Origin of the sequence: Phreatobacter oligotrophus (assembly GCF_003046185.1) — a bacterium.
GTDB classification, from domain to species: domain Bacteria; phylum Pseudomonadota; class Alphaproteobacteria; order Rhizobiales; family Phreatobacteraceae; genus Phreatobacter; species Phreatobacter oligotrophus.
Map to the genome: position 1 here is coordinate 132,011 of NZ_PZZL01000005.1, position 26,701 is coordinate 158,711.

At 70.9% G+C, this 26,701-nt stretch carries 23 protein-coding genes; 10 read left to right on the top strand and 13 right to left on the bottom strand.

The genetic code is table 11. The features are described from left to right. Positions 1–83: 83 nt before the first annotated feature. Both crtD and C8P69_RS12920 read left to right on the top strand, forming a co-directional pair. Positions 84–1,598, top strand: coding sequence for a 1-hydroxycarotenoid 3,4-desaturase CrtD (gene crtD, locus C8P69_RS12915; protein ID WP_108177780.1), 1,515 nt, complete (start codon positions 84–86; stop codon positions 1,596–1,598). Then, a complete protein-coding gene (locus C8P69_RS12920; RefSeq protein WP_245902021.1) occupies positions 1,595–2,464 on the top strand; it encodes a carotenoid 1,2-hydratase in 870 nt (289 codons plus the stop codon). The genes crtD and C8P69_RS12920 overlap by 4 nt, the downstream gene beginning before the upstream one ends. On the opposite strand, the gene C8P69_RS23895 is transcribed toward C8P69_RS12920, so the two are convergent. Genes C8P69_RS23895 through C8P69_RS12980 form a run of 13 tightly spaced genes read right to left on the bottom strand, consistent with a single transcriptional unit; the run spans position 2,461 to position 15,826 of the window. Further along, a complete protein-coding gene (locus C8P69_RS23895) occupies positions 2,461–2,619 on the bottom strand; it encodes a hypothetical protein (protein ID WP_170118233.1) in 159 nt (52 codons plus the stop codon). The genes C8P69_RS12920 and C8P69_RS23895 overlap by 4 nt on opposite strands. A gap of 10 nt (positions 2,620–2,629) precedes the next feature. Next, positions 2,630–3,709, bottom strand: a complete 1,080-nt coding sequence (locus C8P69_RS12925; RefSeq protein WP_108177782.1) for a phytoene/squalene synthase family protein — start codon at positions 3,707–3,709, stop codon at positions 2,630–2,632. Beyond that, positions 3,687–5,213, bottom strand: a complete 1,527-nt coding sequence (locus C8P69_RS12930) for a phytoene desaturase (RefSeq protein WP_108177784.1) — start codon at positions 5,211–5,213, stop codon at positions 3,687–3,689. Before C8P69_RS12930 ends, C8P69_RS12925 begins: the two co-directional genes overlap by 23 nt. A gap of 13 nt (positions 5,214–5,226) precedes the next feature. Further along, complete coding sequence (gene bchO / locus C8P69_RS12935) at positions 5,227–6,144, bottom strand: alpha/beta fold hydrolase BchO (RefSeq protein WP_108177786.1); 918 nt, start codon at positions 6,142–6,144, stop codon at positions 5,227–5,229. Further along, positions 6,141–7,874, bottom strand: coding sequence for a magnesium chelatase subunit D (locus C8P69_RS12940; RefSeq protein ID WP_108177788.1), 1,734 nt, complete (start codon positions 7,872–7,874; stop codon positions 6,141–6,143). The genes bchO and C8P69_RS12940 overlap by 4 nt, the downstream gene beginning before the upstream one ends. Then, the gene (gene bchI, locus C8P69_RS12945; RefSeq protein WP_108177790.1) at positions 7,871–8,887 is read right to left on the bottom strand and encodes a magnesium chelatase ATPase subunit I; all 1,017 of its coding nucleotides are present in this window, start codon (positions 8,885–8,887) and stop codon (positions 7,871–7,873) included. The genes C8P69_RS12940 and bchI overlap by 4 nt, the downstream gene beginning before the upstream one ends. Position 8,888: 1 nt before the next feature. Beyond that, positions 8,889–9,884 carry a 4-hydroxy-3-methylbut-2-enyl diphosphate reductase gene (gene ispH, locus C8P69_RS12950; RefSeq protein ID WP_108177792.1) on the bottom strand — a complete coding sequence of 332 codons (996 nt, stop codon included), beginning with the start codon at positions 9,882–9,884 and terminating at the stop codon, positions 8,889–8,891. Between the two features lie 28 nt (positions 9,885–9,912). Then, the gene (locus tag C8P69_RS12955) at positions 9,913–10,410 is read right to left on the bottom strand and encodes a TspO/MBR family protein (protein ID WP_108177794.1); all 498 of its coding nucleotides are present in this window, start codon (positions 10,408–10,410) and stop codon (positions 9,913–9,915) included. Further along, on the bottom strand, positions 10,407–11,606 hold the full coding sequence (locus C8P69_RS12960; protein ID WP_108177796.1) for a geranylgeranyl diphosphate reductase: 1,200 nt from the start codon (positions 11,604–11,606) through the stop codon (positions 10,407–10,409). The genes C8P69_RS12955 and C8P69_RS12960 overlap by 4 nt, the downstream gene beginning before the upstream one ends. Positions 11,607–11,609: 3 nt before the next feature. Next, a complete protein-coding gene (locus C8P69_RS12965) occupies positions 11,610–12,986 on the bottom strand; it encodes a BCD family MFS transporter (RefSeq protein ID WP_245902022.1) in 1,377 nt (458 codons plus the stop codon). A 7-nt stretch (positions 12,987–12,993) separates the two neighbouring features. Then, the gene (chlG, locus tag C8P69_RS12970; protein ID WP_108177798.1) at positions 12,994–13,863 is read right to left on the bottom strand and encodes a chlorophyll synthase ChlG; all 870 of its coding nucleotides are present in this window, start codon (positions 13,861–13,863) and stop codon (positions 12,994–12,996) included. A 57-nt stretch (positions 13,864–13,920) separates the two neighbouring features. Next, positions 13,921–15,321 (bottom strand): transcriptional regulator PpsR, encoded by a 1,401-nt coding sequence (gene ppsR / locus C8P69_RS12975; protein ID WP_108177800.1) that lies wholly within the window; start codon positions 15,319–15,321, stop codon positions 13,921–13,923. A 52-nt stretch (positions 15,322–15,373) separates the two neighbouring features. Beyond that, positions 15,374–15,826 (bottom strand): cobalamin B12-binding domain-containing protein, encoded by a 453-nt coding sequence (locus C8P69_RS12980; protein ID WP_146167335.1) that lies wholly within the window; start codon positions 15,824–15,826, stop codon positions 15,374–15,376. A 173-nt stretch (positions 15,827–15,999) separates the two neighbouring features. Here C8P69_RS12980 and C8P69_RS23535 point away from each other — a divergent pair, with 173 nt between their 5' ends. From C8P69_RS23535 to C8P69_RS13015, 8 genes are all read left to right on the top strand, one after another. Further along, the gene (locus C8P69_RS23535) at positions 16,000–16,245 is read left to right on the top strand and encodes a hypothetical protein (RefSeq protein WP_146167336.1); all 246 of its coding nucleotides are present in this window, start codon (positions 16,000–16,002) and stop codon (positions 16,243–16,245) included. A 317-nt stretch (positions 16,246–16,562) separates the two neighbouring features. Continuing rightward, positions 16,563–17,066: a 2-vinyl bacteriochlorophyllide hydratase gene (gene bchF / locus C8P69_RS12985; RefSeq protein WP_108177804.1), complete on the top strand. Its 504-nt coding sequence runs from the start codon at positions 16,563–16,565 to the stop codon at positions 17,064–17,066. After that, the gene (locus C8P69_RS12990; protein ID WP_108177806.1) at positions 17,063–18,355 is read left to right on the top strand and encodes a ferredoxin:protochlorophyllide reductase (ATP-dependent) subunit N; all 1,293 of its coding nucleotides are present in this window, start codon (positions 17,063–17,065) and stop codon (positions 18,353–18,355) included. The genes bchF and C8P69_RS12990 overlap by 4 nt, the downstream gene beginning before the upstream one ends. 2 nt (positions 18,356–18,357) lie before the next feature. Beyond that, entirely contained in the window at positions 18,358–19,902 is a 1,545-nt protein-coding gene (gene bchB / locus C8P69_RS12995) for a ferredoxin:protochlorophyllide reductase (ATP-dependent) subunit B (RefSeq protein WP_108177808.1), read from the top strand. Then, positions 19,877–23,623, top strand: a complete 3,747-nt coding sequence (locus tag C8P69_RS13000; RefSeq protein WP_108177810.1) for a magnesium chelatase subunit H — start codon at positions 19,877–19,879, stop codon at positions 23,621–23,623. The genes bchB and C8P69_RS13000 overlap by 26 nt, the downstream gene beginning before the upstream one ends. Continuing rightward, the gene (gene bchL / locus C8P69_RS13005) at positions 23,620–24,528 is read left to right on the top strand and encodes a ferredoxin:protochlorophyllide reductase (ATP-dependent) iron-sulfur ATP-binding protein (protein ID WP_108177812.1); all 909 of its coding nucleotides are present in this window, start codon (positions 23,620–23,622) and stop codon (positions 24,526–24,528) included. Before C8P69_RS13000 ends, bchL begins: the two co-directional genes overlap by 4 nt. Further along, positions 24,528–25,229: a magnesium protoporphyrin IX methyltransferase gene (gene bchM, locus C8P69_RS13010; RefSeq protein ID WP_108177814.1), complete on the top strand. Its 702-nt coding sequence runs from the start codon at positions 24,528–24,530 to the stop codon at positions 25,227–25,229. The genes bchL and bchM overlap by 1 nt, the downstream gene beginning before the upstream one ends. Further along, entirely contained in the window at positions 25,226–26,668 is a 1,443-nt protein-coding gene (locus C8P69_RS13015) for a PucC family protein (RefSeq protein WP_108177816.1), read from the top strand. Before bchM ends, C8P69_RS13015 begins: the two co-directional genes overlap by 4 nt. Positions 26,669–26,701 lie beyond the last annotated feature (33 nt).

Below are 26,701 nucleotides of genomic sequence, written 5' to 3' on the forward strand. Positions count from 1 at the left end.
CATGTCAATTTCATTTGACACTTGGAACCGTCATGTAAACTGTATCTGACACTTTCCGCTGTCAATGGGAATCTGGTGGCGCCGTGCAGGACCGTGTCGTCATCGTCGGGGCAGGCATTGCGGGGCTCACCGCGGCGATGCTGCTCGCCCACCGGGGATGTGCGGTCACGCTGGTCGAGGCCTCCGACCACACCGGCGGCAAGATCCGCGCAGTGGAGACCGGCGCGGGCCCGCTCGATTCCGGCCCCACCGTCTTCACCATGCGCCCGGTCTTCGAGGCGCTCTTCGCCAGCGTCGGCGAGAGCCTTGGGGATCACCTCGCGCTGACGCCCCTCGGCGTGCTGGCCCGCCACCACTGGCCCGACGGATCGACACTCGACCTCTTCGCCGATCCCGCCCGATCGGCCGAGGCCATCGCCGCTGTCGCCGGCCCTGCCGAGGCCGACGGCTTCCGCCGCTTCTGCGCCGATGCGGCCAGGGTCTATCGCCTGCTCGATGCGCCCTTCATGCAGACGGAGCGGCCGTCCATGCTCGGGCTGACGGCATCGCTCGGCCTCGGCGGGCTCGCCATCCGGCCCTTCGAGACGCTGTGGAGCGTCCTCGGCAGCTATTTCCGCGACCCGCGCCTGCGCCAGCTCTTCGGCCGCTACGCCACCTATTGCGGCTCCTCGCCCTTCGCGGCGCCGGCGACGCTCATGCTAATCGCCCATGCCGAACAGGAGGGCGTCTGGAGCCTGCCCGGCGGGATGCAGGACCTTGCCCGCGCCGTCACCGCACTCGCCCTTGCGCGCGGCGCAGAGCTGCGCAGCGGCTGCCGCGTGGCGGAAATCGTGGTGCGGCAGGGGCGCGCGGCCGGCATCCGCCTTGCCACCGGCGAGGAGATCGCCGCCGATGTGGTCATCCATGCCGGCGATGTCGGCGCGCTGGCCTCGGGACTCCTCGGCCCGGAGGCCCGGCGCGCCGTGCCGGCCCCCGACCCCGCCCTGCGCTCACTCTCCGCCGTCACCTGGTGCTTCGCCGCCAGGGCCGAGGGCTTTCCCCTCGCCCACCACACCGTCTTCTTCTCGGCCGACTATGTCGCCGAGTTCGCAGCGCTTGCCGCCGGCAGCCTGCCCGACGATCCGACGATCTATGTCTGCGCGCCCGACCGCTCTGGCGGATCGCCGCAGGCGAATGGCGCCGAGCGCCTCTTCTGCCTCGTCAATGCCCCGGCCCGCGGTGACGACGGCCGGCCTGATCCCGGGGAGATCGACCCATGCGAGACGCGTATGATGCAGCGGCTGGCGGCGGCCGGCCTCACCCTGTCGATCAGCGACCGGACGGTGACCACGCCGGCGGATTTCGCCCGGCGCTTTCCCGGTACGTCGGGAGCGCTCTACGGTTCGGCGACCCACGGAGCCATGGCCTCGTTCCGCCGCCCGGGCTCGCGGTCGGCGATTCCGGGGCTCTATCTGGCGGGGGGCAGCGTCCATCCGGGAGCGGGCGTGCCGATGGCGGCGACCTCCGGCCGGCTCGCGGCATCGGCCGTGATGGCGGACCTGACTTCGCGCTCGACGTCCCGAAGGACGGCTATGCTTGGTGGTATGTCGACGCGTTGAGCGATGACGGCCGCCATGGCCTCGTCATCATCGTCTTCATCGGCTCGGTCTTCTCGCCCTACTATGCGTGGCGCCGCCGCTCCGGCCCCGCCGATCCCCTGGCGCATTGCGCGGTGAACGTCGCGCTCTACGGGCCGGGTGGGCGCTGGGCCATGACCGAGCGCGGGGCGGGCCCGCGCGCACGCGCCAGCGACCACCTCGCCATCGGCCCGAGCCAGGTCTCCTGGGATCGCGGCCGCCTGACCATCGCCATCGACGAGATGGCCGTGCCCATCCCACGGCGGGTGCGCGGCACGGTCACGGTGACACCGACCTCCGCGCCCAGCCGGGCCTTCCACCTCGACGCCGAGGGTCATCATCGCTGGCGGCCCATCGCACCGGCGGCACGGGTGGAGGCGCGGTTCTCCGCCCCCGACCTGTCCTGGTCCGGCCACGGCTATTGCGACACCAATGATGGCGACCGGCCGCTCGAGCGCGACTTCCTCACCTGGAACTGGTCGCGCGAGGTGCGGGCCGCGGGCGGGCGCATCCACTACGACGCGCGCCGCGCCGATGGCGGCCGCACCACCCTCGCCCTCGGGCTCCAGCAGGACGGCCGGCTCGCCCCCGTCGAGGCGCCAGATCCTGCACCCCTGCCGCGAACCGGCTGGCGCGTGGCGCGCGAAACGCCGGCGGTGGGCGGGCATCGGCCGAGGGTGATCATGGGGATGGAGGACGCGCCCTTCTATGCGCGCGCCGTGGTCGGCACCGATTGGGGCGACGGGCCCGCGACCTTCGTCCACGAGGCGCTGTCGATGCCGCGCTTCAGCAATCCGATCGTGCAGGCCATGCTGCCCTTCCGCATGCCGCGACGGGCGGGGACCTAGGTCTTCGGTTCATCGCCGCGCGCGGCGGCCTCGCGCGCCTTGCGCTCGCGCTCTTCCCTGAGCTTTTTCAGCGAGCGGAGCTGATGCCACGCGAAGCCCAGGACCAGGCCGGCGGTCAGCACGAATTCCGCGGCGAAGAGCCAGTCGCTGCTCACGGCGCGCTCCTCAGGCGGTTGCGGTCAGGCGCGAGGCCCGCGTCCGCCCACGCCGTGGCCGCAGCACCCGGCCGGTGCGCGCCGAACCGGGTTCGCGGGCGAGCCGTTCGAAGATGTCCATAAGCCTGTCGAGCCCCTGATCGGCCATCAGCCCCTCGCCGCCCTCGGGCCGCACCGCATCGATCAGGAACTGCACCTCGGCCAGCGCCTTCTGGCGCGTCGGGCCACTGGCGAAGCCGGCATCCAGCAGGGCCCGGCCGACCAGCGCCAGCTTGCGGCCCTGCGGCACGACGCTGCGCTGCGCGATGCTGTCATAGCCGCGCGCCGCGAGCAGGATGCCGATTTCCTGGTAGATCAGACGCGCCGCATGGATGGCTGGCCGGCAACCGCCCGGCAAGGCGCCGATGCCACTCTGCGAGCGCCGGTAGAGCCGGTCGGCTTCGGCGAGCAGGCGCTCCACCAGGCCGGCAATCCGACGGTCGAAACGCGGATCGGCGAGGAAGGCGGCGGGCGAGAGCCCGGCCTCGGCCATCCAGTCGAGCGGCAGGTAGATGCGGCCGGCGCGGGCGTCCTCGCCGACGTCGCGGGCAATGTTGGTGAGCTGCATGGCGACGCCGAGATCGCAGGCCCGGGCCAGCACGCGCGGATCGCGGCGTCCCATCAGCAGGGTCATCAGCGTGCCGACCGTGCCGGCGACGCGCGCGCAATAGGCGATGAGGTCGGAGAAGGTCTCGTAGGTGCGCCCGCCGACATCCCAGGCGAGCCCCTCGATCAGGGCATCGAAGACGCTGCGCGGCAGGTCGTGGACCCGCACCACGATGGCCAGCGCCCGGTCCACCGGATCCTCATCCGGCGTACCGGCGAAGATCCCGTCGAGGCGCGCATGCAGGCGCGCGATGGCAGTGGCGGAGTTCGGCGACAGGTCCACCGCATCATCCGCCACCCGGCAGAAGGCGTAGAGGACCGTCGCGGGCTCCCGCACGGAGGCGGGCAGCAGCAGCGAGGCCGCGAAGAACGAGCGCGAGCCCGCCTGCAGCAGGCGGCGGCAGGCTGCGACATCGGCGGGATCAGGTCGCGACCGTGCTGCCATGGGGAACCACCTGGTCGAGGATGCGGGCCGAGGAGAGCACGCCCGGCAGGCCGGCGCCGGGATGGGTTCCCGCGCCGACGAGATAGAGGTCGCGGATGTCCTCGGAGCGATTGTGCGGCCGGAACCAGGCGCTCTGCAGCAGCACCGGCTCGAGGCTGAAGGCGGCGCCGAAGGGCGCGAGCAGCTCGTCGCGGAAATGGCCGGGATGCATGACGCGCGAGGTGACGATCTGGTCGCGGAAGCCGGGCATGACCGTCCGGTCGAGCTCGGCGGCGATCCTCTCGCGATAGGTCTCGGCAAGCCGATCCCAGTCCTGCCCGCCGGCGAGGTTCGGCACCGGCGAGAGCACGTAGAAGGCATCGTGGCCGGGCGGCGCGAGGCTCGGGTCGGTGGCGGTCGGCCGATGCAGGTAGAGGCTGAAATCCTCCGCCAGCGTCTTGCGGCGGAAGATGTCGTCGAGCAGGCCCTGGTAGCGCGGTCCCAGCAGGATCGTGTGATGCGGCACGTCGGCGCGGCGGCCCTTCGTGCCGAAGTACCAGACGAAGAGGCTCATGGACTGCGAGGCGCGCTTGAGCTTGGCCGGACGCCAGCGTTTCGTCGCCCCCTCCGGCACGAGCTTGCCATAGGTGTGGGTCACGTCGGCATTGGAGACGACGAGGTCGGCCCGGATCGCCTCGCCATCGGCCAGCACGACGCCGCGTGCCGCCCCGTCCTCGACGATGATGCGCGACACATCGGCGTTGAGCCGGACCGTGTTGGCCTGGCCCATGATGAGGTCGACCATGCCGGTGACCAGCGCGCCCGTGCCGCCGCGGGCGAAATGCACGCCCCAGCGCCGTTCGAGCGCGGCGATGAGCCCGTAGATGGCGCTTGCCGAGAAGGGATTGCCGCCGACGAAGAGCGGGTGGAAGGACAGGGCGATGCGCAGCCGCTCGTCCTTCACATATTTGCTGACGAGGTGGTGCACCGAGCGATGGCCGGAGAGCCGGAGCAGGTCCGGCGCAACGCGCACCATGTCCATGAAGGAGCCGAAGGGCACGTGACCCAGTTGCTCGAAACCGATGCGGCAGATCTCCTCGCTCTGCGCCATGAAGCGGTCGTAGCCCGCGACATCGGAGGGCGAGAGCTGGCCGACCGCGGCGCGCATCCGGTCCGGGTCGCCCGTGCAGTCGAGCGTCGAGCCGTCATGGAAGCGCAGCCGGTAGAAGGGGTCGAGCGGGACCATGTCGACATGGTCGGCGAGGCGCTTGCCGCAAAGGGTCCACAGGTCCTCAAAGAGGAACGGCGCGGTGACAATGGTCGGGCCGGCATCGAAGGTGAAACCGTCCTGCCGGAACACGCGGGCGCGTCCGCCTGGCTGGTCGTGCCGCTCCAGCACGGTGACGCGATAGCCGCGCGCACCGAGGCGGATGGCAGCCGCAAGCCCCCCGAAGCCGGAGCCGATGACGATGGCATGGGGTCGCCGGTCATCGACCGGCACGGGATGGCGCAGCGGTGCAGTCATGGGCCCCTCCCCCTCATGGTGTTGCCCCGATCGGCGCGACCGCCTCGGCGGGCAGGGCCGTCACCCGGTCGAACCAGTCGAGAACCGTGGCGGCGACGCGCTCGGGCGCTTCCTCATGGGCGAGATGGCCGAGGCTGCGCAGCCGAGCGACCTCCGCATGGGGCAGCCGGTGCGCGACGACATCGGCCTGCCGCGCCGGCACCATGCCGTCCTGCGTGCCGGCAACCAGCAGCACGGGCGTCGTCACCTTCGGAAAGCTGCGCTCCAGCGCCGAGAGGTCCCAATTGGCCATCATGCCGAGTGCCGCGCCCACATGGGGCGGCGAGGCGGCAAGGCGGGCGTAGATCGCCCGGTCCTCGGGCGGGATGCGCGATCCCGTCTGCTTGAGGAGATCATCGAGCACGGCAGGATCGCGGGCCCGCCAGGCGAAGACCTGGGGCACCACCGGGAGCAGCGCCAGCATCCGCGCAATCGGCGGAAAGAAGCGGCTGGCGAAGCCCTCCAGCGGCCGCAAGGCGCCATTGAGGCTGACGATGCCCCGCGGCGCGGCGAGACCCTTCAGGGCCATCTGGAGGGCAATGGCCGCCCCCGCGGAATGGCCGATGATGAGGTCAGGCATCCGCCCGAGCTTGACCATGAGCGCGGCGATGCTCTCCGCCATGGCGTCGAGCGACAGGCTGGAGGCGAAGGGCGCCCGGGTGAAGGCATGGCCCGGCAGGTCCGGCGCCACGACGGTGAAGCGGCCGGCGAGGAGCGGGGCAAAGCGGCGCCACGAATGGGTCGAGGCGCCGGTGCCGTGGAGGAGCAGGGCCACGGGCCCGTCGCCCGAGACCTGGACATGGAAGGTGTGCCCGGCGGCCTCGACGAAGCGGCTGTGCTCATGGCCCGGCCAGGTCGCTCCGTCACGCTTCCAGTCGAGGCGCTGGGTCATGGCTTCACCCCCGCCGCAAGGGCCGCTGACCCCGCCTGCACCGCACGGTGGAGCGAGGCGGAATCGGCATGGGGCAGCGCGAGATAGAGCGCGCCCATCGTGTCCGCGAGCGCCCGCGCCCGCGGCTCCGGCCGGGCGGAGCTGTCGATCACCAGGGCGCGCAGGTGATGGGCTGCGACCTCGCGGGCCGCCGTCGTGGCGTCCTCCGCGGCCCGGTCGCGGCCGGCAATGCCGCCGAAGCCGATATTGGGCCGGCCATCGGTGATGAGCACGAGGGTGGGCGTGCGGCCGCGGCGGGCCGTGTCGACGCCGAGACGGCAGGCGGCGGCGATGCCCTCGGCGAGCGGCGTGCCACCGCCGCCGGGCAGCGCCTGGAGGCAGGCACGCGCCCGCTGCAGCGACCGGGTCGGCGGCACGATGAGCGTCGCCTCCTGGCCGCGGAAGGCGACGAGGGCCACCTCGTCGCGGCGGACATAGCAATCCGCGAGGATCTGCTCGACCGCGCCCTTGGCCTCGGCGAGCCGTTCGAGGGCGGTGGAGCCGGAGGCATCGACGCAGAAGATCGTCGTGGCGCCCTTGCGGTTCTTCAGCCGCTTCAGCCGGAGATCGGCCGGGCGTAGGCTGAGCCGCGCACCCGAAGGCGGCGCACCGCGCAGCCGCTGCCAGGGGACGGCCGAACGGACGGAGGCGAGCAGGTCCAGCCGGCCACGGCGGGGGTCACCCGCGCGGGTGCCGATCTGGCGGCCACGCGCGGAGGCAGCCCCGGTGTCGCGCGAGCGCCCGGCCGGCGAGCGCCCGCGGGCTGGCGGCTTGCCCGCGGAGAGGGCTGCGAGAAGGTCCGGCGGCAGGGCCGCCACCGTTGCGTCGAGAACGCGGTCCTCGGCGACAGCGGGATCGCCGGGCGGCGGATCAGACGGGTTGTCGGCTTCGCTCTCGGGGGGCGGAGGCGGCGGATCCTCGGCCTCGGCGGGATCGGCCGCCGCCTGCGGCAGGCGCGTCGCCCGCGGCGCGAGAACGAGGATGGCGGCGGTCTCCGCATCGGCATCGGAGACGGTCATGCGCCTTGCAAGGGCGGCGAGGATGCGCGCGGCGCGAACGCAATGGAGCAGCGCGCGATCGGAGCGCACGCCGAGCGCGGAGGCTGCGGCCGCGAGGCGGACGACCGCCGCATCGGCAACGGTGACGCGGGCGAGACGGTCGCGGGCGGCAGCCACCACCTCCGGCTCGGTGGCGGGGATGGCGCTCTCGTCCAGGCCGGTCAGGTCGAGATGCAGGGCGAGGCGTTCGGCAAGGCAGCGCGCCGGACCATCCTCGTCGGCGAGGCTCTCGTCGCAGGCGACGATGCCGAAGCCCTCGCCGGGCTCGTCGAGGGCGAGCGCGACCAGTGCAGCCGCGGAGGGCTCCAGCCGCTCGGCCGAGCGCAGCACGAGAAGGCCGCGGCCGGCGCGGACGAAGAGGCCGGGATCGTGGATCAGCCGGCCTGCGGCAAGCGTCGCCGTGGTGTCGATTTCTCCGATGAGCCGTCCGGGGCCGACATGGCAGGGCACGGGCAGGACGGGGCTCCCGGCCGGCAAGGCGGCGGTCAGCGTGGCGATGAAGCGGTCGCGGACGGGACCCGCCGGCCCCTTCAGCAGCACGCCGCCGAGCGCCTTGGGGTCCACGGCGAGGAGCGCCGGGGCGACGGCCAGAGCCGCAGCCCGGAGGTCATCGCCGGTGGACGTCGCGCTCATGCGGCCCAGGCCTCGGCCAGGGCCCGCTCGACGCGGATGCGCGAACCGGCCTCGTCCATGGGGTTGCGCCGGAGGCGATGGCGCAGCGCCAGGGGCGCGGCCTGCCGCAGATGGTTGGCGGCAATGGTCGTGTCGCCCTCGAGCGCCGCCAGAGCCCGCGCCGCGCGGATGAGGGTCAGCTCGCCGCGCAGGCCGTCCGTGCCGAGCTTGATGCAGAGCCCGGCAATGGCGCGCCGCATCATGTCGGTGACCTCGATCGCTTCCAGCCGCTTGCGGGCGGCGGCGATGCGGCGGGCGAGGCGCTGCTGTTCCCGCGCCCAGGTGGCATGGAACGCATTCGCGTCGCGGTCGAAGGACTCGCGGCGCTTCACCGCCTCGACGCGCAGGTCGATGTCGTCGGGCGAGGTGACCTCCACCGACAGGCCGAAGCGATCGAGAAGCTGCGGGCGCAACTCGCCCTCTTCCGGATTGCCGCTGCCGATGAGCACGAAGCGGGCGGGATGGCGCACCGACAGGCCCTCGCGCTCGACGATGTTCTCGCCGGAGGCGGCGACGTCGAGCAGCAGGTCCACCAGGTGGTCCTCCAGCAGATTGACCTCGTCGACGTAGAGGAAGCCGCGATTGGCGCGGGCAAGCAGGCCCGGCTCGAAGCGCTTGCGGCCATGGACCAGCGCTTCCTCGATGTCGAGCGCGCCGACGACACGGTCCTCGGTGGCGCCGAGGGGGAGGTCGACCACGGGGACGGGCCCCGTCCCGAGGGTGCGCGTCGTCGCACTGCTGCAATGGGGGCAGCACTCCGGGCTATCGCCGGGGCCACAGCGATACGGACAATCGGCGACGACGCGCAGGGGCGGCAGGATGGCGGCAAGTCCACGCACGGCGGTCGACTTGCCGGTGCCGCGGTCGCCCGTGATCAACACACCGCCGATGCGGGGATCGACGGCCGCGACCAGCAGCGCCTGCTTCATTTCGGATTGGCCGACGATGGCCGTGAAGGGAAAGGGCTCAGCCATGTCACGGGCTCCCTGTCTGGAGGGCGTGGCCGGGGGCGGGATCACGCTCGCGCGGGGTCGATGCGAGAGCGGGAGGAAGGCGGAACTCGACGGTCTCATGGACGTCGCCGACGCTTTCGACCGTGACCGTCCGGAAGGCGGAGAGCCGGTCGATCAGGCCGCGGACGAGGTCCTCCGGCGCCGAGGCGCCGGCGGTGATGCCGACCCGGGTCACACCGTCGAGCCAGCGCGGATCGACCTCGGAGGCATCGTCGACGAGATGGGCGGGGATGCCCGCCTTGATGCCGATTTCGCGCAGCCGGTTGGAATTGGAGCTGTTGGCCGAGCCGAGCACGATCAGGAGCTCGACATCCTCGACCATCATCGTCACCGCCGTCTGGCGGTTCTGCGTGGCGTAGCAGATGTCGTCGAGCTCGGGGCCGACGGCGGCGGGGAAGCGCGCCTTCACCGCATCGACCACCTCGCGGGTGTCGTCGACGGAGAGCGTCGTCTGGGTGACATAGGCGACGCGCGAGGGATCGGCGACGTTGAGATGCGCCACCTCCTCCGCGCTACCCACGACGGTCACGCCGCCCGGCACCTGGCCGCGCGTGCCCTCGACCTCGGCATGGCCTTCATGGCCGATCAGCACCACCGAGAAACCCTTCTCGGCATAGCGCCGGCCCTGGCGATGCACCTTGGTGACCAGCGGGCAGGTTGCGTCGATGACGGCAAGACCGCGGTCGCGGGCCTCCTCCTCCACCGCCTGCGACACGCCATGGGCGCTGAAGACGGTGACGGCGCCAGCCGGCACCTCCTCGAGGCTCTCGACGAAGATCGCGCCCTGGCGCCGGAGCCGCGCCACCACGTGGCGGTTGTGGACGATCTCGTGGCGCACATAGACCGGTGCGCCGTGCAGGGCGAGCGCCCGCTCGACGATCTCGATGGCCCTGACCACCCCCGCGCAGAAGCCGCGGGGATTGGCGAGGACGACGGTGAGCTCTTCACGAAGCGGCATGGATGCCTCCCGGCGAGCGGTGAAAAGGTCAGGCCCCGGCGAAAGGGCCGTTCATGCGAACGATGGAGCGGTTCAGCGCCGAGGCGATGCCGACCCAGACGAGGTAGGGCACCAGCATCAGGCTGGCCGCGCGGTTGATCGGATAGGTCGCGACGACGAGCGCGAGGATGGAGAGCCAGAGGAAGGCCACTTCGACCATCGCCAGATCGGGCCGGCGGATGAAGAAGAAGAGGTAGTTCCAGAGGATGTTGAGCAGCCCGTTCAGCACGAAGAGGCCGGAGACGATGGTGCGCTCCAGCGAGGACGACGCGCCCTCCCAGGCGATGGCGGCGGACAGCGCCACCAGCGCGAGGATGGTCGTCCAGATCGGCCCGAAGGCCCAGTCTGGCGGCTTCCAGGCGGGGAAGCGCAACGTCCGGTACCAGCCGGTCGTGTCCGTCATGACGCCCCCCGCGACCGCCACGACCACCGTGCCGACAGCAGCGATGGCGATGACCTGCCAGGCGGGGAGAATGAAATCCATCATGGCCGCACCAGCCCGAGCAGGTGGCCCATGTCCTTGATGAAGATGCGGAAATGCGCGGCGGGGCTCTGCCGCACGAGTTCCTTGTGCATGTAGGCCTGCCATGTGAGGCGCTGCACGTCCTTGTCGGCGCACATGGCGACGAAGCGCTCGCGCACCCAGTCGTTGCGGTACCAGAACCACTGCATGATGCCGAGGACGAGGAAGACGCGGCCGTGGCTCTTCATGAAGCGCTTGCGGGCGCCGGCCAGCGCCGCGGCGCGGCCCGTCGCCAGCATCTCCTCGGCGGCGGTAGCGACCTCGGTGGCCGAGGCCATGGCGTAGTAGATACCCTCGCCGGACGCCGGCGCGACGACGCCTGCGGCATCGCCGGCGACGATGACGTCGCGGCCATTGTCCCAGCGCTTCAGCGGCTTCAGCGGGATCGGCGCACCCTCGCGCCGGATCGTCTCCCAGCCGGCGAAGCCATGGCGCTCGCGGAAGGCGGCGATGGATTCGCGCAGGCCGAAGCCCTTGTGATGGGTGCCCGTGCCGATGCTGGCGGTCCGCCCGTGGGGGAAGACCCAGCTGTAGAAGTCGGGCGAATAGCGGCCGTCATAGTGGACGTCGCAGCGCCGGCCGTCGAAATCGATGGCCGTGTTCTCGGGCACGCGGACGATCTCGTGATAGGCGAAGACATGCGGCACGCGGTCGGCGCCTGCGATCTCCTGGCGCGCGAGGATCGAGTTAGCTCCGTCCGCGGCGATGACGAGGCGCGCCTTGGCGGTCTCGTTGCGCAGGTCGCCACCGGCATCGCTGCCCGCCCGCCAGTGGACGGTGGCGACACCGTCCTCGCGGGTGAGCTTGAGATAGCGGCCGGTGCGGCGCTCGGCCCCGCGGTTCACGGCGCGCTCGCGCAGGAACTCGTCGAAGACCTCGCGGTCGACCATCGCCACGTAGCCGCCGTCGATATGCATGTCGACGTGACGGGCCGAGGGCGCCACGATCCGCGCCGAGGCGATGCGGGCGCAGATGATGTCCTCGGGAATGGCGTAATCCTTCACGAGGCGCGGCGGGATGGCGCCGCCACAGGGCTTGATGCGCCCTCCCCGGTCGAGCAGCAGCACGCTGCGGCCGCGGGCGGCGAGTTCGGCCGCGGCGGTCGCCCCGGCGGGGCCGCCGCCGACCACGATGACATCGTAGATCCGTTTCTCGTCCATGGGTCAGCCTCCCCCGGCGCCGAGGGCAAAGGAGGGCTCGGACCGCGCCGGCGCTGGCAGCGGATCCTGGCCGGAGAGGCGGGCGATCTTCAGCGCCAGCATGGCGGCGACGCCGAAGAGCAGCGCCTCGACAACGAAGACGCTGCCATAGGCGAGAAGGCTCGAGCCGGTGGCCCAGCGCAGCACGTCGACGGCAACCGTGCCGAGGAAGCCGCCGATGCCGAAGGCGATGGCTTGCGAAGCGCCCCAGACACCCATGCGGGTTCCTTCGCGCCGCTCGGCGCCGGTGCCCGCGAGGGCCATCATCGAGCCGATGGCCGCGCCGGCATAGGCGCCGTTGGCATAGCCGAGCAGGAAGATGTTGAGGCGGATCGGCCAGGCCGGGGCGAGGATGCCCGAGACGGCGATGCCGGCGAGCGCGAAGGCCGAGGCGACGCAGCCGATGAAGGTCCAGAGCTTCGGCGATCCAGCCCCGTCCTCACGCAGCAGCGTGCCGAGCACCGCGACCGTCACCATGCCCGCAAGGACGCCGCCGTTCTGGATGCCGGAGAGCCGCGTGGTCTCGCCGGGCGTGAGGTCGTATATCAGCCCAGCGAAGGGCTCGAGGATCAGGTCCTGGCCGGAAAAGGCCAGCATCGAGACGAAGATGAAAATGGTGAAGAGCCGCGCCTTGGGCTCGGCCCAGACATCGGCGAGGGCGGCGCGGAACGCCTTGCGGTCGACAGGCGGCGCGGCCTGCGCAGGGGCGGCGGCGCGGGGTTCGGCCTGCCCTTCGATGCCGATCACCGCCACGATGGCGACCACCAGGGCGACGAGGCTGATGCCGGTGGCGACCAGCACCAGCCGCTCCAGCGAGAAGGGATCGAGCAGGGCCCCGGCGGTGATTCCCGTCACCGCGAAGCCGGCGATCATCATGATCCATACGATGGTGGCCGCCGCCGGCCGCCGCTGCGGCGCGACGCGCTTGGCAAGCAGCGCGAGGAGGGACGTTCCGGCAGCGCCCACGCCCGCACCGATGAGGGTGAAGGCAGCAATGGCGACGGCGATGCCGAGCGGCAGGGATGCCGCCATCAGCGCCGTCGACAGCGCCGCGAGGCTGCCGCCAATGGCGAGCACGGCCATGCCGCCGATGATCCACGGGGTGATGCGCCAGCCCTGGTCGGCGCCGAAGCCCCAGCGGGGCCGCAGCATCTGCAGCGCATAGTGCCAGCCAACCAGCGCGCCCGGCAGCATGGCCGGCAGGGCGAGCTCGATCACCATGATGCGATTCACGGTCGAGGTGGTGAGCACGACGATGGCGCCGAGCGCCGTCTGCACCAACCCGAGGCGGATGATCTGCGACCAGGTGAGCGGTGCTTGGATCAGCTGGGCTTGGGACATGAGAGCCTCAGCTCGACCGGAGTGCGAAGGCGGCGACGAGCATGCCCAGCACGTAGAGCGTCGTGCCGGTGGCGTTGTAGCGGGCGGCCTGGCCGCGCGGATCGGCGACGAGCTTGCCCATCAAAACGACCTGGACCGCCAGCAGCGCGGTGACCGCGAGGGCGTGCCAGGGCTGGCCGAACAGGGTCAGCAGCCCGATCACGGCGATCTGCGGCACCGCCATCATCACACAGGCGAGGCGCGCCGCTGCATCCGCGCCAAGCTGCACGGGCAGCGAGCGGATGCCCATGCGGGTGTCACCCTCAATGGCCTTGAAGTCGTTGAGGGTCATGATGCCGTGGGCGCCGATGGAATAGAGCCCGGCGATCAGCAGGATCCGCCAGTCCGGCAGGACGGTCGCCATGATGGCGGCGCCGGTGAACCAGGGCAGTCCCTCGTAGCAGAAGGCGACGGCGGCATTGCCGAACCAGCCGTTCTGCTTCAGCCGCAGCGGCGGGGCGCTGTAGGCCCAGGCGAGGATGAGGCCGATCATGGTGGCGGCCAGCACCCAGGAGCCGAGCGCCCAGGCCACGGCGAGCGAGACGCCCGACCAGATCACCGCGATGTAGAAGCCCCAGCGCCCGGGAATGCGGCCCGACGGGATCGGCCGGTGCGGCTCGTTGATTCCATCGACATGGCGGTCGAACCAGTCATTGACGGCCTGGCTTGTCGCACAGACGAGAGGCCCCGCCAGCAGCACCCCGGCGGCCACCACGGGCCAGGAGGCGCCGTTGTCGCCACCCACCGAGACCACGCCGCAGAGGAAAGCCCACATCGGCGCGAACCAGGTGATGGGCTTGAACAGTTCGAGGACGGCAGGCGCACTCGGGTAGGTCATGGGGGCATGCTAGGAGCCCCGAACCAGAGTGTCAATTTTTGTTTACACGTAAAAGCGTCAATCTGCTTCCGGCATCTCGTCCATGAAGCCGAAGCGCCGCATCTTCAGGTAGAGGCTCTGGCGGCTGAGGCCGAGCAGCTCCGCGGCGGTGGCGCGATTGTCCTTGGTCATCTCGAGCGCCGCCTCGATGCAGAGGCGTTCGATGATGTCGGTGGTCTCGCGCACCAGTTCCTTCAGCGACACGCGACCCACCAGCTCGATGAACTGGTCGACCGAGCGCGGGATGGCCGCGGCCGCATGGCCGTTCGGCGCGGAGGCGCGGGGACCAGACCGCAGCACGAAGCCGTAGCAGGGCAGCTCGCCATCCTCGACGAGGACCGCCGACACCTCGACCGTCTCGGTGATGCCGAAGCCGCCGCGGACGATGGTGGGGAAGTTCCGCACGGTGCCATGCTCGCGCAGCGAAGCGGTCAGGCTCGGGAAATCGATGCCCATCCGTCCCAGCCAGTCGCCGAGCGACTTGCCGCGCACCTGCTCGGTCGAGGCCGCCTGGGCGAGGTCGAGGAACGCGGCATTGGCCTCGAGAATCAGGCCGGAGAGATCGGTCACCACGAAGCCGTCGGGGAGCTTCTCGATCAGTCCCATGACGCGCGCCGTGTCATCGGCACCGATCGGCCGGCCATCGGTCGGGGCCAGGCGGACGAGGACCAGCGTGGTTCCGCCGCTGCGGATGAGCGAGGCGGTCGCATCGAAGGACTGTCCGGAGGCTGCCGCGACGACCCGCGCCTCGACGGCGCCATTGCCGACGGCGGCCCGCGACATCAGCCCGTCGAGATCCGCCGCGCCCGCCGGCTCGAAGAGCGAGGCGAGCAGGCGGCCCGCGAGCCGGCCGGAGCTGCTGGCGAGGGCGCGCAGGGCGGCCGGATTGGCCTCCGTCACCTTGCGCGAGGCAAGGTCGGCGATGAGGATCGGTTCACCGGTCAGCTGGAACAGGGCGCGATAGCGTGTTTCCGAGGCGCGCTGCCGGGCATAGTCCCGCTCCATGGCCTGGTGGGCCTGGACAAGCTGCTGCTGGACCTCGGCGAGCGCGCTGAGGTCGCGGCCGGCAATGACGATGTCGCCCTTGGTGCCGCGGATGGCGGAATAGCGGATCGGGATCGTCGCCAGCGGATCCTTGGAGGAATGATTGATCTCGCGCGGCGTGGCCGTGCGGCCCTTGCCGGCCTCGCTCAGCAGGGAGGCGGCCTTGTTGCGGCTGTCGGGCGCCACCGTCTCGATCCAGCGCTTGCCGCGCCAGGCCTCAGCATCGCGGGCAATGGCGACGCCGGGGCTCGCCTTGAGGTCACGGACAATGCCCTCGCCGTCCACCACCACGACGATGTCGGCGATGGCAGCGGCGATCTCGACGGCAGCCGCGCCGTCCGGTTTGGCGGAAGATGTGGGACCAGGCGTCGGCATCAGGATCTTCGCTTTGGAGGCCGCCGGAGGAACGGCAGACCTCGGCCATGGTTCAATTGCCTCTGGGCGACCTCATCCCGACCCCGACCAGATGCTCGGCAATTTTGACGGCTTCCCTGGCATTCGGTGCGGAGGCATCGGCCCCGACCTCTCCGGAGCGTTCCGGATGGTCGAGAAAGGCCGGACCTCCGACCAGAACGGCAAGTGCCTGATTCCGTGACCCGCGGCGCCAAGTGCTTATCGCCGAAGTCAAATCGTTCAGCAAGTCGTCGTTGCCGAGCGACACGCCGAGGACATCGAACCAGGAATCGCGGACCACTTCGGTGGCCTCTTCGACAGAGGCGGGCGCCACCAGGGTCACCTGCCAGCCGGAGCACAGGAACATCTCCTGCACCAGCGACAGGCCGAAGCGGTGCTGCTCCCGCGGGAAGTGGAACAGCAGCGCGTGGCGTGTGCGCCCGTCGCCCGGCTCGACCCGCCGGCCCGAGCCGGTGATGTCGCGCATGATGTGCTGCAGCCGCACCAGGCCCAGCGAGACGTCGGCGAAGCTGCAGCGGTCGCGCAGCCAGAGGTCGCCGAGGAGCCGCGCGATGGCGCCAGCAGGTCGAGGAGCACGTCCGAGACCGGCAGGCCGCGCTCGCGCAGCGCCTCGATGAAGGCGCCGGCTGCACGGCGGTCATGCGCCATGACCAGCTGCGTGAAGTCCTCGATGTCGGCTGCCGTCACGGTGACATTTCCCAATCCGCTGCCGCGCTCCTCGGCGCGACCGCGGGTAGCCACGAGCAGGCGGGGCACCACCTCGCGCTGGATGGCGCGGGCGACCGTCGCGAGCACGTCTTTCGGCTCGGTCTTCCGTTCTGCGACACATGGTTCGGTGTCGGACCGGGAGCCTGGCCTTTGGCCGGCTCCAGACGATCGGCGTGATGACCGATCGTCGAACCTGATATCCGTCATGGGCCTCTCCCCCTTTATGAACCGGTTCGGCCAGGAGAGCCGTCCAGTCCCTTTTTTTGGGCAGGCTATGCAGGATCATCACACGCTGGAGTTGCGCCAGCTTGGGGTGGTCCACCTTAACCATGAGCCGATTTCCGGTGTCGTGCAAGCGTCACCGCCCCGCCGGCTCGTTGACACACTAACTGTGAAATCGACTTGACGTAAACTTTTTTTTACACTCAGATGATCGTCAGTCGCGACCGGTTCCAAAAACAATCCGGCACGGCCCCCGACCCTGGGGAGGTCCCATGCCCGGCCGTGCAGTCCATGAGGAAATCGTCGGGCGGCTCTATACCGCCGAGCAGCGCCGCAGGCGTGACGAGACGCGGTGGACGATGGTCCAGGGCCTCCTCGCTCCGGTGCAATTCCTGATTTTCATCGTCAGCCTCGTCCTCGTGCTGCGCTACCTGCGCACCGGCGAAGGCTTCGAGGCCGCCACCGCCTCGGTGATCGCCAAGACGGCCGCCCTCTACACGATCATGGTGACCGGCTCGCTCTGGGAGCACGCGGTTTTCGGCCGCTACCTCTTCGCCCCCGCCTTCTTCTGGGAAGACGCGGTCAGCATGGTGGTGATCGCGCTCCACACCGCCTATCTCGCCACCCTCATCTGGCCGGGCGTGACGCCGGGCACGCAGATGGCGGTCGCACTCGCCGCCTACGGCCTCTACGTCGTCAATGCCGCCCAGTACATCGTGAAGCTGCGCCGCGCCCGGCTCGAGGGGGCCGCTCCCTTGGTGGAGCAGACGTCATGACACCCGCCACCGACACCCTCGCCCGTGCTGGCTCGGCTGGCTGCACCGACGCCCCCATCATCCAGGAGCGCGGCCAGCGGGAGGTCTTCTGCGGCCTCACCAGCATCGTCTGGCTGCACCGCAAGATGCAGGACGCCTTCTTCCTCGTCGTCGGCTCGCGCACCTGCGCCCACCTGCTGCAATCGGCGGCCGGCGTCATGATCTTCGCCGAGCCGCGCTTCGCCACCGCCATCATGGAAGAGCGCGACCTCGCCGGCCTCGCCGACGCCAATGAGGAGCTCGACCGGGTCGTCGCCCGCCTGCTGGAGCGCCGGCCCGACATCCGCGCCCTCTTCCTCGTCGGCTCCTGCCCCTCCGAGGTCATCAAGCTCGACCTGAAGCGCGCCGCCGGCCGGCTCGACCGCGCCTTCGCCCCGCGCGTCCGGGTGTTCAACTATTCCGGCAGCGGCATCGAGACGACCTTCACCGAGGGCGAGGACGCAGCGCTTGCCGCCCTCGTCCCGCAGATGCCGGACGAGGCGCCCGGTGCGGCGCCGTCCCTCCTGGTCGCCGGAACCCTCCCCGACGTGGTCGAGGACCAGTTCCGCAGACTCTTCGCCGACATGGGCATCGCCCGCGTCGGCTTTCTTCCCGCTCCCCGGCTCGCGGACCTGCCGTCCGTGGGACCGTCGACGCGGGTCCTGCTCGCACAGCCGTTCCTCCGGGACACGGCCAGAGCGCTCGAGGAGCGCGGCGCGAGCCTCCTCTCGGCACCGCTCCCCGTTGGCGCCGAGGGCACTACCCGCTGGCTTCAGACTGCCGCTACGGCCTTCCTCGTCCCACGCGAGCTGTTTCAGAACGTCACCGCCGCCGGCGCGGCGCGCGCTGAGCGCGCCTTACTCCGGCACCGGACTGCTCTCGCGGGCAGGCGGGTCTTTCTCTTCCCCGATTCGCAGATGGAGGTGCCGATCGCGCGCTTCCTCCACCGCGAACTCGGCATGGAGCTGGTGGAGGTCGGCACGCCCTATCTCCATCGCACGCACCTCGCCGCCGAACTGGCGCTGCTGCCGGAAGGCACGCGGATCGTCGAGGGCCAGGACGTCGACCGCCAGCTCGATCGCTGCCGCCAGGCCGCGCCCGACCTCGTCGTCTGCGGCCTTGGCCTCGCCAATCCGCTGGAGGCCGAGGGCATGACCACCAAGTGGTCGATCGAGCTGATGTTCACGCCCATCCAGGGCTACGAGCAGGCCGGCGACCTCGCCGAGCTCTTCACGCGTCCGCTCGCGCGGCGCCAGCGGCTGGCGGTGTAGTCATGCAGCTGACCCTCTGGACCTACGAAGGACCTCCCCACGTCGGCGCCATGCGCATCGCCACCGCGATGGAAGGGCTGCACTACGTGCTGCACGCCCCGCAGGGCGACACCTATGCCGACCTGCTCTTCACCATGATCGAGCGGCGCGACCGCCGCCCGCCGGTGACCTACACGACCTTCCAGGCGCGCGACCTCGGGGGCGACACGGCCGGCCTGTTCCAGGAAGCCTGCCGCTCCGCCTACGAGCGCTTCAAGCCCGAGGCGATGATCGTCGGCGCCTCCTGCACCGCCGAGCTGATCCAGGACGATCCGGGGGGCCTCGCCGCCCGCCTCGGCCTGCCGATACCGGTGATCCCGCTGGAGCTGCCCGCCTATCAGAAGAAAGAGAACTGGGGCGCCGGCGAGACCTTCTATCGCCTCGTCCGGGCGCTGGCCCGGCCGCGCGAGACCGCGACCAGCATCGGCCGCCCGCGCTGCAATCTCCTCGGCCCGACCGCGCTCGGCTTCCGCCACCGCGACGACGTGATGGAGGTGACCCGCATCCTCGCCGCCCTGGGCGTCGATGTGAACGTCGTCGCCCCGCTCGGCGCCCGCCCGTCCGACATCGCCCGCCTGGGTGACGCCGATTTCAACGTCGTTCTCTACCCGGAAGTCGCCGAGCCGGCGGCCCGCTATCTCGAGAAGACCTTCGGCCAGCCGGCCGTGCGCACGGTGCCGATCGGCGTCGGCGCCACGCGCGATTTCATCGCCGAGGTGGCGCGGATCGCCGGTGTCTCGCCGGTCCTGGCCGATGCCGCCTCGCGCCTGCCCTGGTACTCGCGCTCGGTCGATTCGACCTATCTCACCGGCAAGCGCGTCTATGTGTTCGGCGATGCGACCCACGCCCTCGCTGCCGCCCGCGTCGCCACCTCCGAACTCGCCTTCGACCTGGTCGGCCTTGGCACCTATTCCCGCGAGTTCGGCCGCGAGATCCGCGCCGAAGCCGCCCGCCACGGCATCGAAGCGCTGGTCACCGATGACTACCTCGACGTCGAGGCGGAGATTTCCGCGCTGCGGCCGGAGCTCATCCTCGGCACGCAGATGGAACGCCACATCGCCAAGCGCCTCGGCATTCCCTGCGCCGTCATCTCGGCGCCGATCCATGTCCAGGATTTCCCGGCGCGGCACTCGCCGCAAATGGGCTTCGAGGGCGCCAACGTGCTCTTCGACACCTGGGTCCACCCGCTGATGATGGGCCTGGAGGAGCACCTGCTCCACATGTTCCGCGGCGATTTCGAGTTCAACGACCGCACCGGCTCGCATCTCGGCAAGACCCACATGCCCGCGGCCGCCGAGGCCGCTGTCGCCGAGCCGGTCCTCGCCTCTCCTCCCTCTCAACCCGGCCCGACCGCGTGGGACGCGGTCGCCGAACAGGAGCTTCGCAAGATCCCCTTCTTCGTCCGCGGCAAGGCCCGGCGCAACACCGAACGCTTCGCTCTCGAGCGCGGCATCACCACCATCACCCTGGACACGCTCTACGATGCGAAAGCCCATTTCGGCCGCTGACGCGACGCCGATCCGCGTCGCCATCGTCACGCTGGACAACCACCTGGCGGGTGTTGTCGCGCGAGCGCGGGTTCGCATGGCGGCGAGCCTGCCGGGACTGGACCTGTCGCTGCACGCCGCCTCCGAATGGGCGAGCGACGAGGGGGCTCTCGCCCGCTGCCGCAGCGCCATCGACAATGCCGACATCATCCTCTGCTCCATGCTGTTCATGGAGGAGCATGTCGCGCCGATCATCGACAACCTGCGCGCCCGTCGCGAGACCTGCGACGCCATCGTCGGCTGCATGTCGATCCCCGACGTCGTCAACCTCACCCGCCTCGGCCGCTATCGTTTCGGTGAGAAGTCGGGAGGTGCCCTGTCCTTCCTGAAGCGCCTGCGCGGCAAGTCGAGCCCCGGCGGCGGATCGGGCGCCGGACAGATGCGGATGCTGCGGCGCCTGCCGAAGATCCTGCGCTTCATCCCGGGCTCGGCCCAGGACCTGCGCGCCTATTTCCTCGTGCTGCAATACTGGCTCGCCGGATCCGACGACAACGTCGAGAACATGATCCGCCTGCTGATCGACCGGTATGCAGACGGCCCGCGCAAGGGCCTGCGCGGCAAGGTCCCCGCGGCAGCGCCCATCGACTATCCCGATGTCGGCCTCTACCACCCGCGGCTGCCGGAGCGGATCACCGAGACCGCGTCGCGCCTGCCGGCCAGCGGCGGCGCCCGCGTCGGGCTCATCGTCCTGCGCTCCTACCTGCTCGCCAGCGACACCCGCCACTATGACGGCGTCATCGCCGCCCTCGAGGCGCGCGGCCTCACCGTCGTTCCGGCCTTCGCCAGCGGCCTCGATTCGCGGCCCGCCATCGAGCGCTTCTTCCTCGACCACGGCCGACCGACCGTCGACGCGGTGATCTCGCTCACCGGCTTCTCGCTGGTCGGCGGCCCCGCCTACAACGACTCGGCTGCCGCCGAGGCGACGCTGGTCCAGCTCGGCGTGCCCTACATCGCCGCCCACCCGCTGGAGTTCCAGACCCTGGAGGAATGGGGCGCCTCGGGCCGCGGGCTGCTGCCCGTCGAGAACACCATCATGGTGGCGATCCCCGAGATCGACGGCGCCATCCAGCCGACCGTCTTCGGCGGCCGCGCCGCCGGCGCCGGCGAGCCCTGCACCGGCTGCGAGAAGCTCTGCCGCTTCCCCGCGAACCGCGACGGCCGCGAGATGCAGGCCTGCCCGGAGCGGGCCGCCACCCTCGCCGCCCGCGTCGACCGCCTCATCGGCCTGCGCCGCCGCGCCCGGGCCGAGCGCAAGGTCGGCATCGTCCTGTTCAACTTCCCGCCGAATGCCGGCAATACCGGCACGGCCGCCTATCTCGCCGTGTTCGAATCGCTCTTCAACACGCTCACCGCCATGGCCGCCGCCGGCTACAGCGTCGAGGTGCCGGAGGACGTCGACGCGCTCCGCCATCGCATCCTCGATGGCAATGCCGCCCGCTACGGCACCACCGCCAACGTCGCGCATCGCATTCCCGCCGCCGACCATGTCCGGCGCGAGCCCCATCTCGCCGAGATCGAGGCCCAGTGGGGCCCGGCCCCCGGCCGCCAGCAGAGCGACGGCGCCGGCCTCTTCGTCCTCGGCGAGCGCTTCGGCAATGTCTTCGTCGGCATCCAGCCCGCCTTCGGCTGGGAGGGCGACCCGATGCGCCTGCTCTTCGAGAAGAGCTTCGCGCCGACCCATGCCTTCTCCGCCTTCTATCGCTACCTCCGCGAGGATTTCGGCGCCGACGCCGTGCTGCATTTCGGCACCCATGGCGCGCTGGAATTCATGCCGGGCAAGCAGGCGGGCCTCTCCGCCCGCTCCTGGCCCGACCGGCTGATCGGCGACCTGCCGAACTTCTACCTCTACGCCGCCAACAACCCGTCCGAGGGGGCGCTGGCCAAGCGGCGCTCGGCGGCGACCCTCGTCAGCTACCGCACCCCTGCCCTCACCCAGGCCGGGCTCTATCGCGGCCTGCTCGACCTCAAGGCCTCGATCGACCGCTGGCGGCTCTGCGATCCCGTCGACGTGGGATCGCGCAAGGCCCTCGCCGAACTGATCCAGGCCCAGGCCTCGGCGGTGGAACTTTGCCCGGCGAGCCCGGCCTTCGCCGGCAATCTCGACGTCATCATCGCCAAGCTGGCGGCGGATGTGCTCGAGCTGGAATACGCCCTCATCCCGCACGGCCTGCATGTGGTCGGCCGCGCCGCCGGCACGGAGGAGCGCCTCGACCTCCTCACCGGCATCGGCGAGGCGAGCCACGGCTTCACGCCGGACCGCGAGACGCTTGCCGCCATCGTCGGCGGCGAGAGCGTCGAGCGGGCGCTCGCAAGCCACCGCATCGCCACCGACGACGCCACCCGCGAGGCCTGGACGCAGCTCGCCGCCACCGACCGGCTGCTGGCCGCCGAGACCGAGATCGGTGGCATCCTCGCGGCCCTCGACGGCACCTTCATCCGCCCCGCCCCCGGCGGCGACGTGCTGAAGACCACCGCCGTCCTGCCCACCGGCCGCAACCTCCACGGCTTCGACCCCTTCCGCATCCCCAGCGCCTTCGCCGTGCGCGATGGCGCGGCCCAGGCCGAGCGCATCCTCGCCCGCCATGCCGCCGACGGGCACGGCGTGCCGGAGACCATCGCCCTGGTGCTCTGGGGCACGGACAACCTGAAGACCGAGGGCGGCCCCATCGCCCAGGCCCTCGCCCTGATGGGCGCGCGGCCCCGCTTCGACGCCTATGGCCGCCTCGCAGGCGCCGAGCTCATCCCGGCTGCCGAGCTCGGCCGGCCGCGCATCGACGTGGTGATGACCCTCTCCGGCATCTTCCGCGACCTGCTGCCCCTGCAGATCAAGCTCTTGGCCGATGCCGCCCATCTCGCGGCCGCCGCCGACGAGGCCCCCGAGGCCAATTTCATCCGCAAGCACGCCCTCGCCTGGCAGGCCGAGCATGGCGGCACGCTGGACGAGGCCTCGCTCCGCGTCTTCTCCAATGCCGACGGCGCCTATGGCGCAAACGTCAACGGCCTCATTCAGAGCGGCCGCTGGTCGGACGAGGAGGAGATCGCCGAGACCTTCGCCCGCCGCAAGTGCTTCGCCTATGACCGCGGCGGCAAGCCCGCCAAGGCGGGCGAACTGCTGGAAAGCGTCCTCGCCGGTGTCGACTTCGCCTACCAGAACCTCGACTCGGTCGAGCTCGGCGTCACCACGGTCGACCAGTATTTCGACACGCTCGGCGGCATCACCCAGGCGGTGAAGCGCGCCCGTGGCGCCGTCGTCCCCGTCTACATCTCCGACCAGACCCGCCGCAGCGGCGTCGTCCGCACGCTGGGCGAACAGGTCGCGCTGGAGACCCGAACCCGCACCCTCAACCCCAAATGGTACGAGGGCATGCTCCAGCACGGCTATGAGGGCGTGCGGATCATCGAGGAGCACGTCACCAACACCGTCGGCTGGTCGGCCACGACCGGTGCCGTGGCGCCCTGGATCTACAAGGACATCGCCGACCTCTACGTCCTCGACCCCGCCATGCGCGATCGCCTGGCGAGCCTGAACACCACGGCCTCGGCACGTCTCGCCAACCGCCTCATTGAAGCCCACGAACGCAACTTCTGGACCCCCGATCCGGAAACCCTCGCCGCATTGCGCGCGGCCGGGGAGGACCTCGAGGACCGTCTGGAGGGCGTCAGCCCCGGGAGAGCTGCATGAGCGGCCTCGTTACACCCCTCGCCATCCGCAAGCCCGTGCCGCGTCCCCCCGACGGGGAAGGCTCGGTGCAGGTGATGATCGACTCCAAGCTCGACGTCTCCGCCAAGGTCTTCGCCGTCTACGGCAAGGGCGGCATCGGCAAGTCGACCACCTCGTCGAACCTGTCGGTCGCCTTCTCCAAGATCGGCAAGCGCGTGCTGCAGATCGGCTGCGATCCGAAGCACGACTCGACCTTCACCCTGACGAAGAGCCTCATCCCCACCGTCATCGACGTGCTGGAGGGCGTGAACTTCCACAGCGAGGAGCTGCGGCCCGAGGACTTCGTCTTCGAGGGCTACAACGGCGTCATGTGCGTCGAGGCGGGCGGCCCGCCGGCGGGCACCGGCTGCGGCGGCTATGTCGTCGGCCAGACGGTGAAGCTGCTGAAGGAGCACCACCTCCTCGACGAGACCGATGTCGTCATCTTCGACGTGCTCGGCGACGTGGTCTGCGGCGGTTTCGCCGCCCCGCTCCAGCATGCCGAACGCGCCATCATCGTCGCCGCCAACGACTTCGACTCGATCTTCGCGATGAACCGCATCGTCGCGGCCATCAAGGCCAAGTCGAAGAACTACGACGTGCGCGTCGCCGGCGTCATCGCCAACCGCAGCGCCGACACCGACCAGATCGAGCGCTTCAACAACGCGGCCGGCACCAAGACCCTCGCCCGCCTGCCCGACCTCGACGTCATCCGCCGCTCGCGGCTGAAGAAGGCGACGCTGTTCGAGATGGAGCCGACGCCGGAAGTGCTTGCCGTCCAGCGCGAATACATCCGCCTCGCCCAGCTGCTGTGGGACGGCACCGAGCCGCTCGACGTCGGCCCGCTCAAGGACCGCGAGATCTTCGACCTTCTGGGGTTCGACTGATGCCCACCGTCACCTATCGCGACCGCCGCCACGAGCTTGAGACCTACTTCGACCGCACCGCGGTCGAGGCCTGGAAGCGCCTGACCTCGGACGCGCCCGTCGGGCGCATCCGGGCGACCGTCCGCGCCGGCCGCGACACGATGCGGTCGACCCTGCTCTCCTGGCTGCCGGATGACCTGCGCGGCGCCCGCATCCTCGATGCGGGCTGCGGCACCGGGGCCCTCGCGGTCGAGGCGGCCCGCCGCGGCGCCGAGGTGGTGGCGATCGACCTCTCGGCGACCCTGGTGGGCCTTGCCCGCGAGCGCACCGCCAACACCGCCATGCCCGGCCGCATCGACTTCCGCGTCGGCGACTTCCTCGACCCGCTGCTCGGCCGGTTCGACCATGTGGTGGCGATGGACTCGCTCATCCACTACCGCGCCGACGACATGGTGCGGGTCCTCGCCCAGCTGTCGCGCCAGACCGGCTCCTCCATCCTCTTCACCTTCGCCCCGCGCACGGCTCTTCTCGGCGCCATGCACGCCGTCGGCCGGCTCTTCCCCCGCGGCGACCGGGCCCCGGCCATCGAGCCGGTGAGCGAGGGCGGGCTTGCCCGCCGCATCGCCGCCGACGCGACGATCGGCTCGTGGGGCCAGGCCCGCACGATCAAGGTCGCCCGCGGCTTCTACATCAGCCAGGCCCTGGAGCTCGTGCGGCCATGATCCGGGCAAGCGGCAGCATCCTCTCCCTCTGGCGCCGGATCGGCCCGCGCTTCCTGCCGTTCGCCGATGCGGCGAGTGCGGAGGTGCCGCTGTCGCGCCTGGTGAGGCTGTCGCTCTTCCAGGTCTCCGTCGGCATGGCGACCGTCCTGCTGGTCGGCACGCTGAACCGTGTCATGATCGTCGAGCTGAAGGTGCCGGCCTCGCTGGTCGCCATCATGGTGGCCCTGCCGCTGCTCGTCGCCCCCTTCCGCGCCTTCATCGGCTTCCGCTCCGACACCCATGTCTCGGCGCTGGGCTGGCGGCGCGTGCCCTATATCTGGATGGGTTCGCTGCTGCAGTTCGGCGGCCTCGCCATCATGCCTTTCGCGCTGCTGGTGCTCTCCGGCGACGGCGAGGGCTCTGTCCTCGCCGGCCAGATCGGCGCCGCCCTCGCCTTCCTGCTCGTCGGCGCAGGGCTCCAGACGACCCAGACCGCGGGCCTTGCGCTCGCCACCGACATCACCCGGCCCGAGGCGCGGCCGCGTGTCGTCGCCCTCATGTATGTGATGCTGCTGGTCGGCATGCTGGCCGCTGGCGCCGTCTTCGGCGTGCTGCTCACCGATTTCAGCGCCATGCGGCTGATCCAGGTGATCCAGGGCGCGGCGCTGGCCACCATGGTCCTCAACGTCATCGCCCTGTGGAAGCAGGAGGCGCGCGACCCCTCCCGCAACCGCAACCGGACCGAGGAACCCTCGTTCCGCGAGGCCTGGGGCCGGCTGATGGCCGAGCCCAAGGCGCGCCGCTTCCTCGTCGCCGTCGGTCTCGGCACCGCCGCCTTCAACATGCAGGACATCATCCTCGAGCCCTATGGCGGCGAGGTGATCGGCCTCAGCGTGTCGGCCACCACGGGCCTCACCGTCCTGTTGGCGCTCGGCGCCCTGCTCGCCTTCGCCCTCGCCGGGCGGCTGCTCGCCCGCGGCTTCGATCCGGCGCGCCTCTCCGGCCTCGGCGGCGTGGTCGGCATCGCCGCCTTCACCGCGGTGATCCTCGCCGCTCCCCTCGCCGCTCCCACGCTCTTCCGCGCCGGCGCCTTCCTCATCGGCTTCGGCGGCGGGCTCTTCGCGGTCGGCACGCTCACCTACGCGATGGGCCTCGACGGGCGCGGCTATAACGGCCTCGCGCTCGGCGCCTGGGGCGCGGTGCAGGCCACCGCCGCCGGCCTTGCCGTCGGCTGCGGCGGCATCCTGCGCGACCTGACCGGTGCGCTCGCGACCCGCGGCGCCCTCGGCCCCGCCCTCACCGATCCGTCTGCCGCCTACGCGGCCGTCTATCACCTCGAGCTGTTCCTGCTCTTCGCCATGCTCATCGCGCTCGGTCCGCTGGTCGGCCGGGCCTCAACCACCGTGCACGCCGAGACACCCGTCCTGGCGCCCTTCGGCCTGTCGCAGTTTCCCCGATAGGCCGAAGGGCGTCCCACACAGCCCCTGGAGGCG

Coding starts and splice junctions, on each gene's coding strand:
- C8P69_RS12955 (WP_108177794.1), bottom strand. CDS start 10,410: ATGATGGATTTCATTCTCCCCGCCTGGCAGGTCATCGCCATCGCTGCT.
- C8P69_RS23535 (WP_146167336.1), top strand. CDS start 16,000: ATGCGCCATGACCAGCTGCGTGAAGTCCTCGATGTCGGCTGCCGTCAC.
- C8P69_RS12990 (WP_108177806.1), top strand. CDS start 17,063: ATGACACCCGCCACCGACACCCTCGCCCGTGCTGGCTCGGCTGGCTGC.
- bchL (WP_108177812.1), top strand. CDS start 23,620: ATGAGCGGCCTCGTTACACCCCTCGCCATCCGCAAGCCCGTGCCGCGT.
- C8P69_RS12930 (WP_108177784.1), bottom strand. CDS start 5,213: ATGACTGCACCGCTGCGCCATCCCGTGCCGGTCGATGACCGGCGACCC.
- C8P69_RS12940 (WP_108177788.1), bottom strand. CDS start 7,874: ATGAGCGCGACGTCCACCGGCGATGACCTCCGGGCTGCGGCTCTGGCC.
- C8P69_RS12965 (WP_245902022.1), bottom strand. CDS start 12,986: ATGTCCCAAGCCCAGCTGATCCAAGCACCGCTCACCTGGTCGCAGATC.
- bchF (WP_108177804.1), top strand. CDS start 16,563: ATGCCCGGCCGTGCAGTCCATGAGGAAATCGTCGGGCGGCTCTATACC.
- C8P69_RS13015 (WP_108177816.1), top strand. CDS start 25,226: ATGATCCGGGCAAGCGGCAGCATCCTCTCCCTCTGGCGCCGGATCGGC.
- bchO (WP_108177786.1), bottom strand. CDS start 6,144: ATGACCCAGCGCCTCGACTGGAAGCGTGACGGAGCGACCTGGCCGGGC.
- ispH (WP_108177792.1), bottom strand. CDS start 9,884: ATGCCGCTTCGTGAAGAGCTCACCGTCGTCCTCGCCAATCCCCGCGGC.
- bchM (WP_108177814.1), top strand. CDS start 24,528: ATGCCCACCGTCACCTATCGCGACCGCCGCCACGAGCTTGAGACCTAC.
- ppsR (WP_108177800.1), bottom strand. CDS start 15,321: ATGCCGACGCCTGGTCCCACATCTTCCGCCAAACCGGACGGCGCGGCT.
- C8P69_RS12980 (WP_146167335.1), bottom strand. CDS start 15,826: ATGCGCGACATCACCGGCTCGGGCCGGCGGGTCGAGCCGGGCGACGGG.
- C8P69_RS12960 (WP_108177796.1), bottom strand. CDS start 11,606: ATGGACGAGAAACGGATCTACGATGTCATCGTGGTCGGCGGCGGCCCC.
- chlG (WP_108177798.1), bottom strand. CDS start 13,863: ATGACCTACCCGAGTGCGCCTGCCGTCCTCGAACTGTTCAAGCCCATC.
- bchB (WP_108177808.1), top strand. CDS start 18,358: ATGCAGCTGACCCTCTGGACCTACGAAGGACCTCCCCACGTCGGCGCC.
- bchI (WP_108177790.1), bottom strand. CDS start 8,887: ATGGCTGAGCCCTTTCCCTTCACGGCCATCGTCGGCCAATCCGAAATG.
- C8P69_RS13000 (WP_108177810.1), top strand. CDS start 19,877: ATGCGAAAGCCCATTTCGGCCGCTGACGCGACGCCGATCCGCGTCGCC.
- C8P69_RS12925 (WP_108177782.1), bottom strand. CDS start 3,709: ATGGCAGCACGGTCGCGACCTGATCCCGCCGATGTCGCAGCCTGCCGC.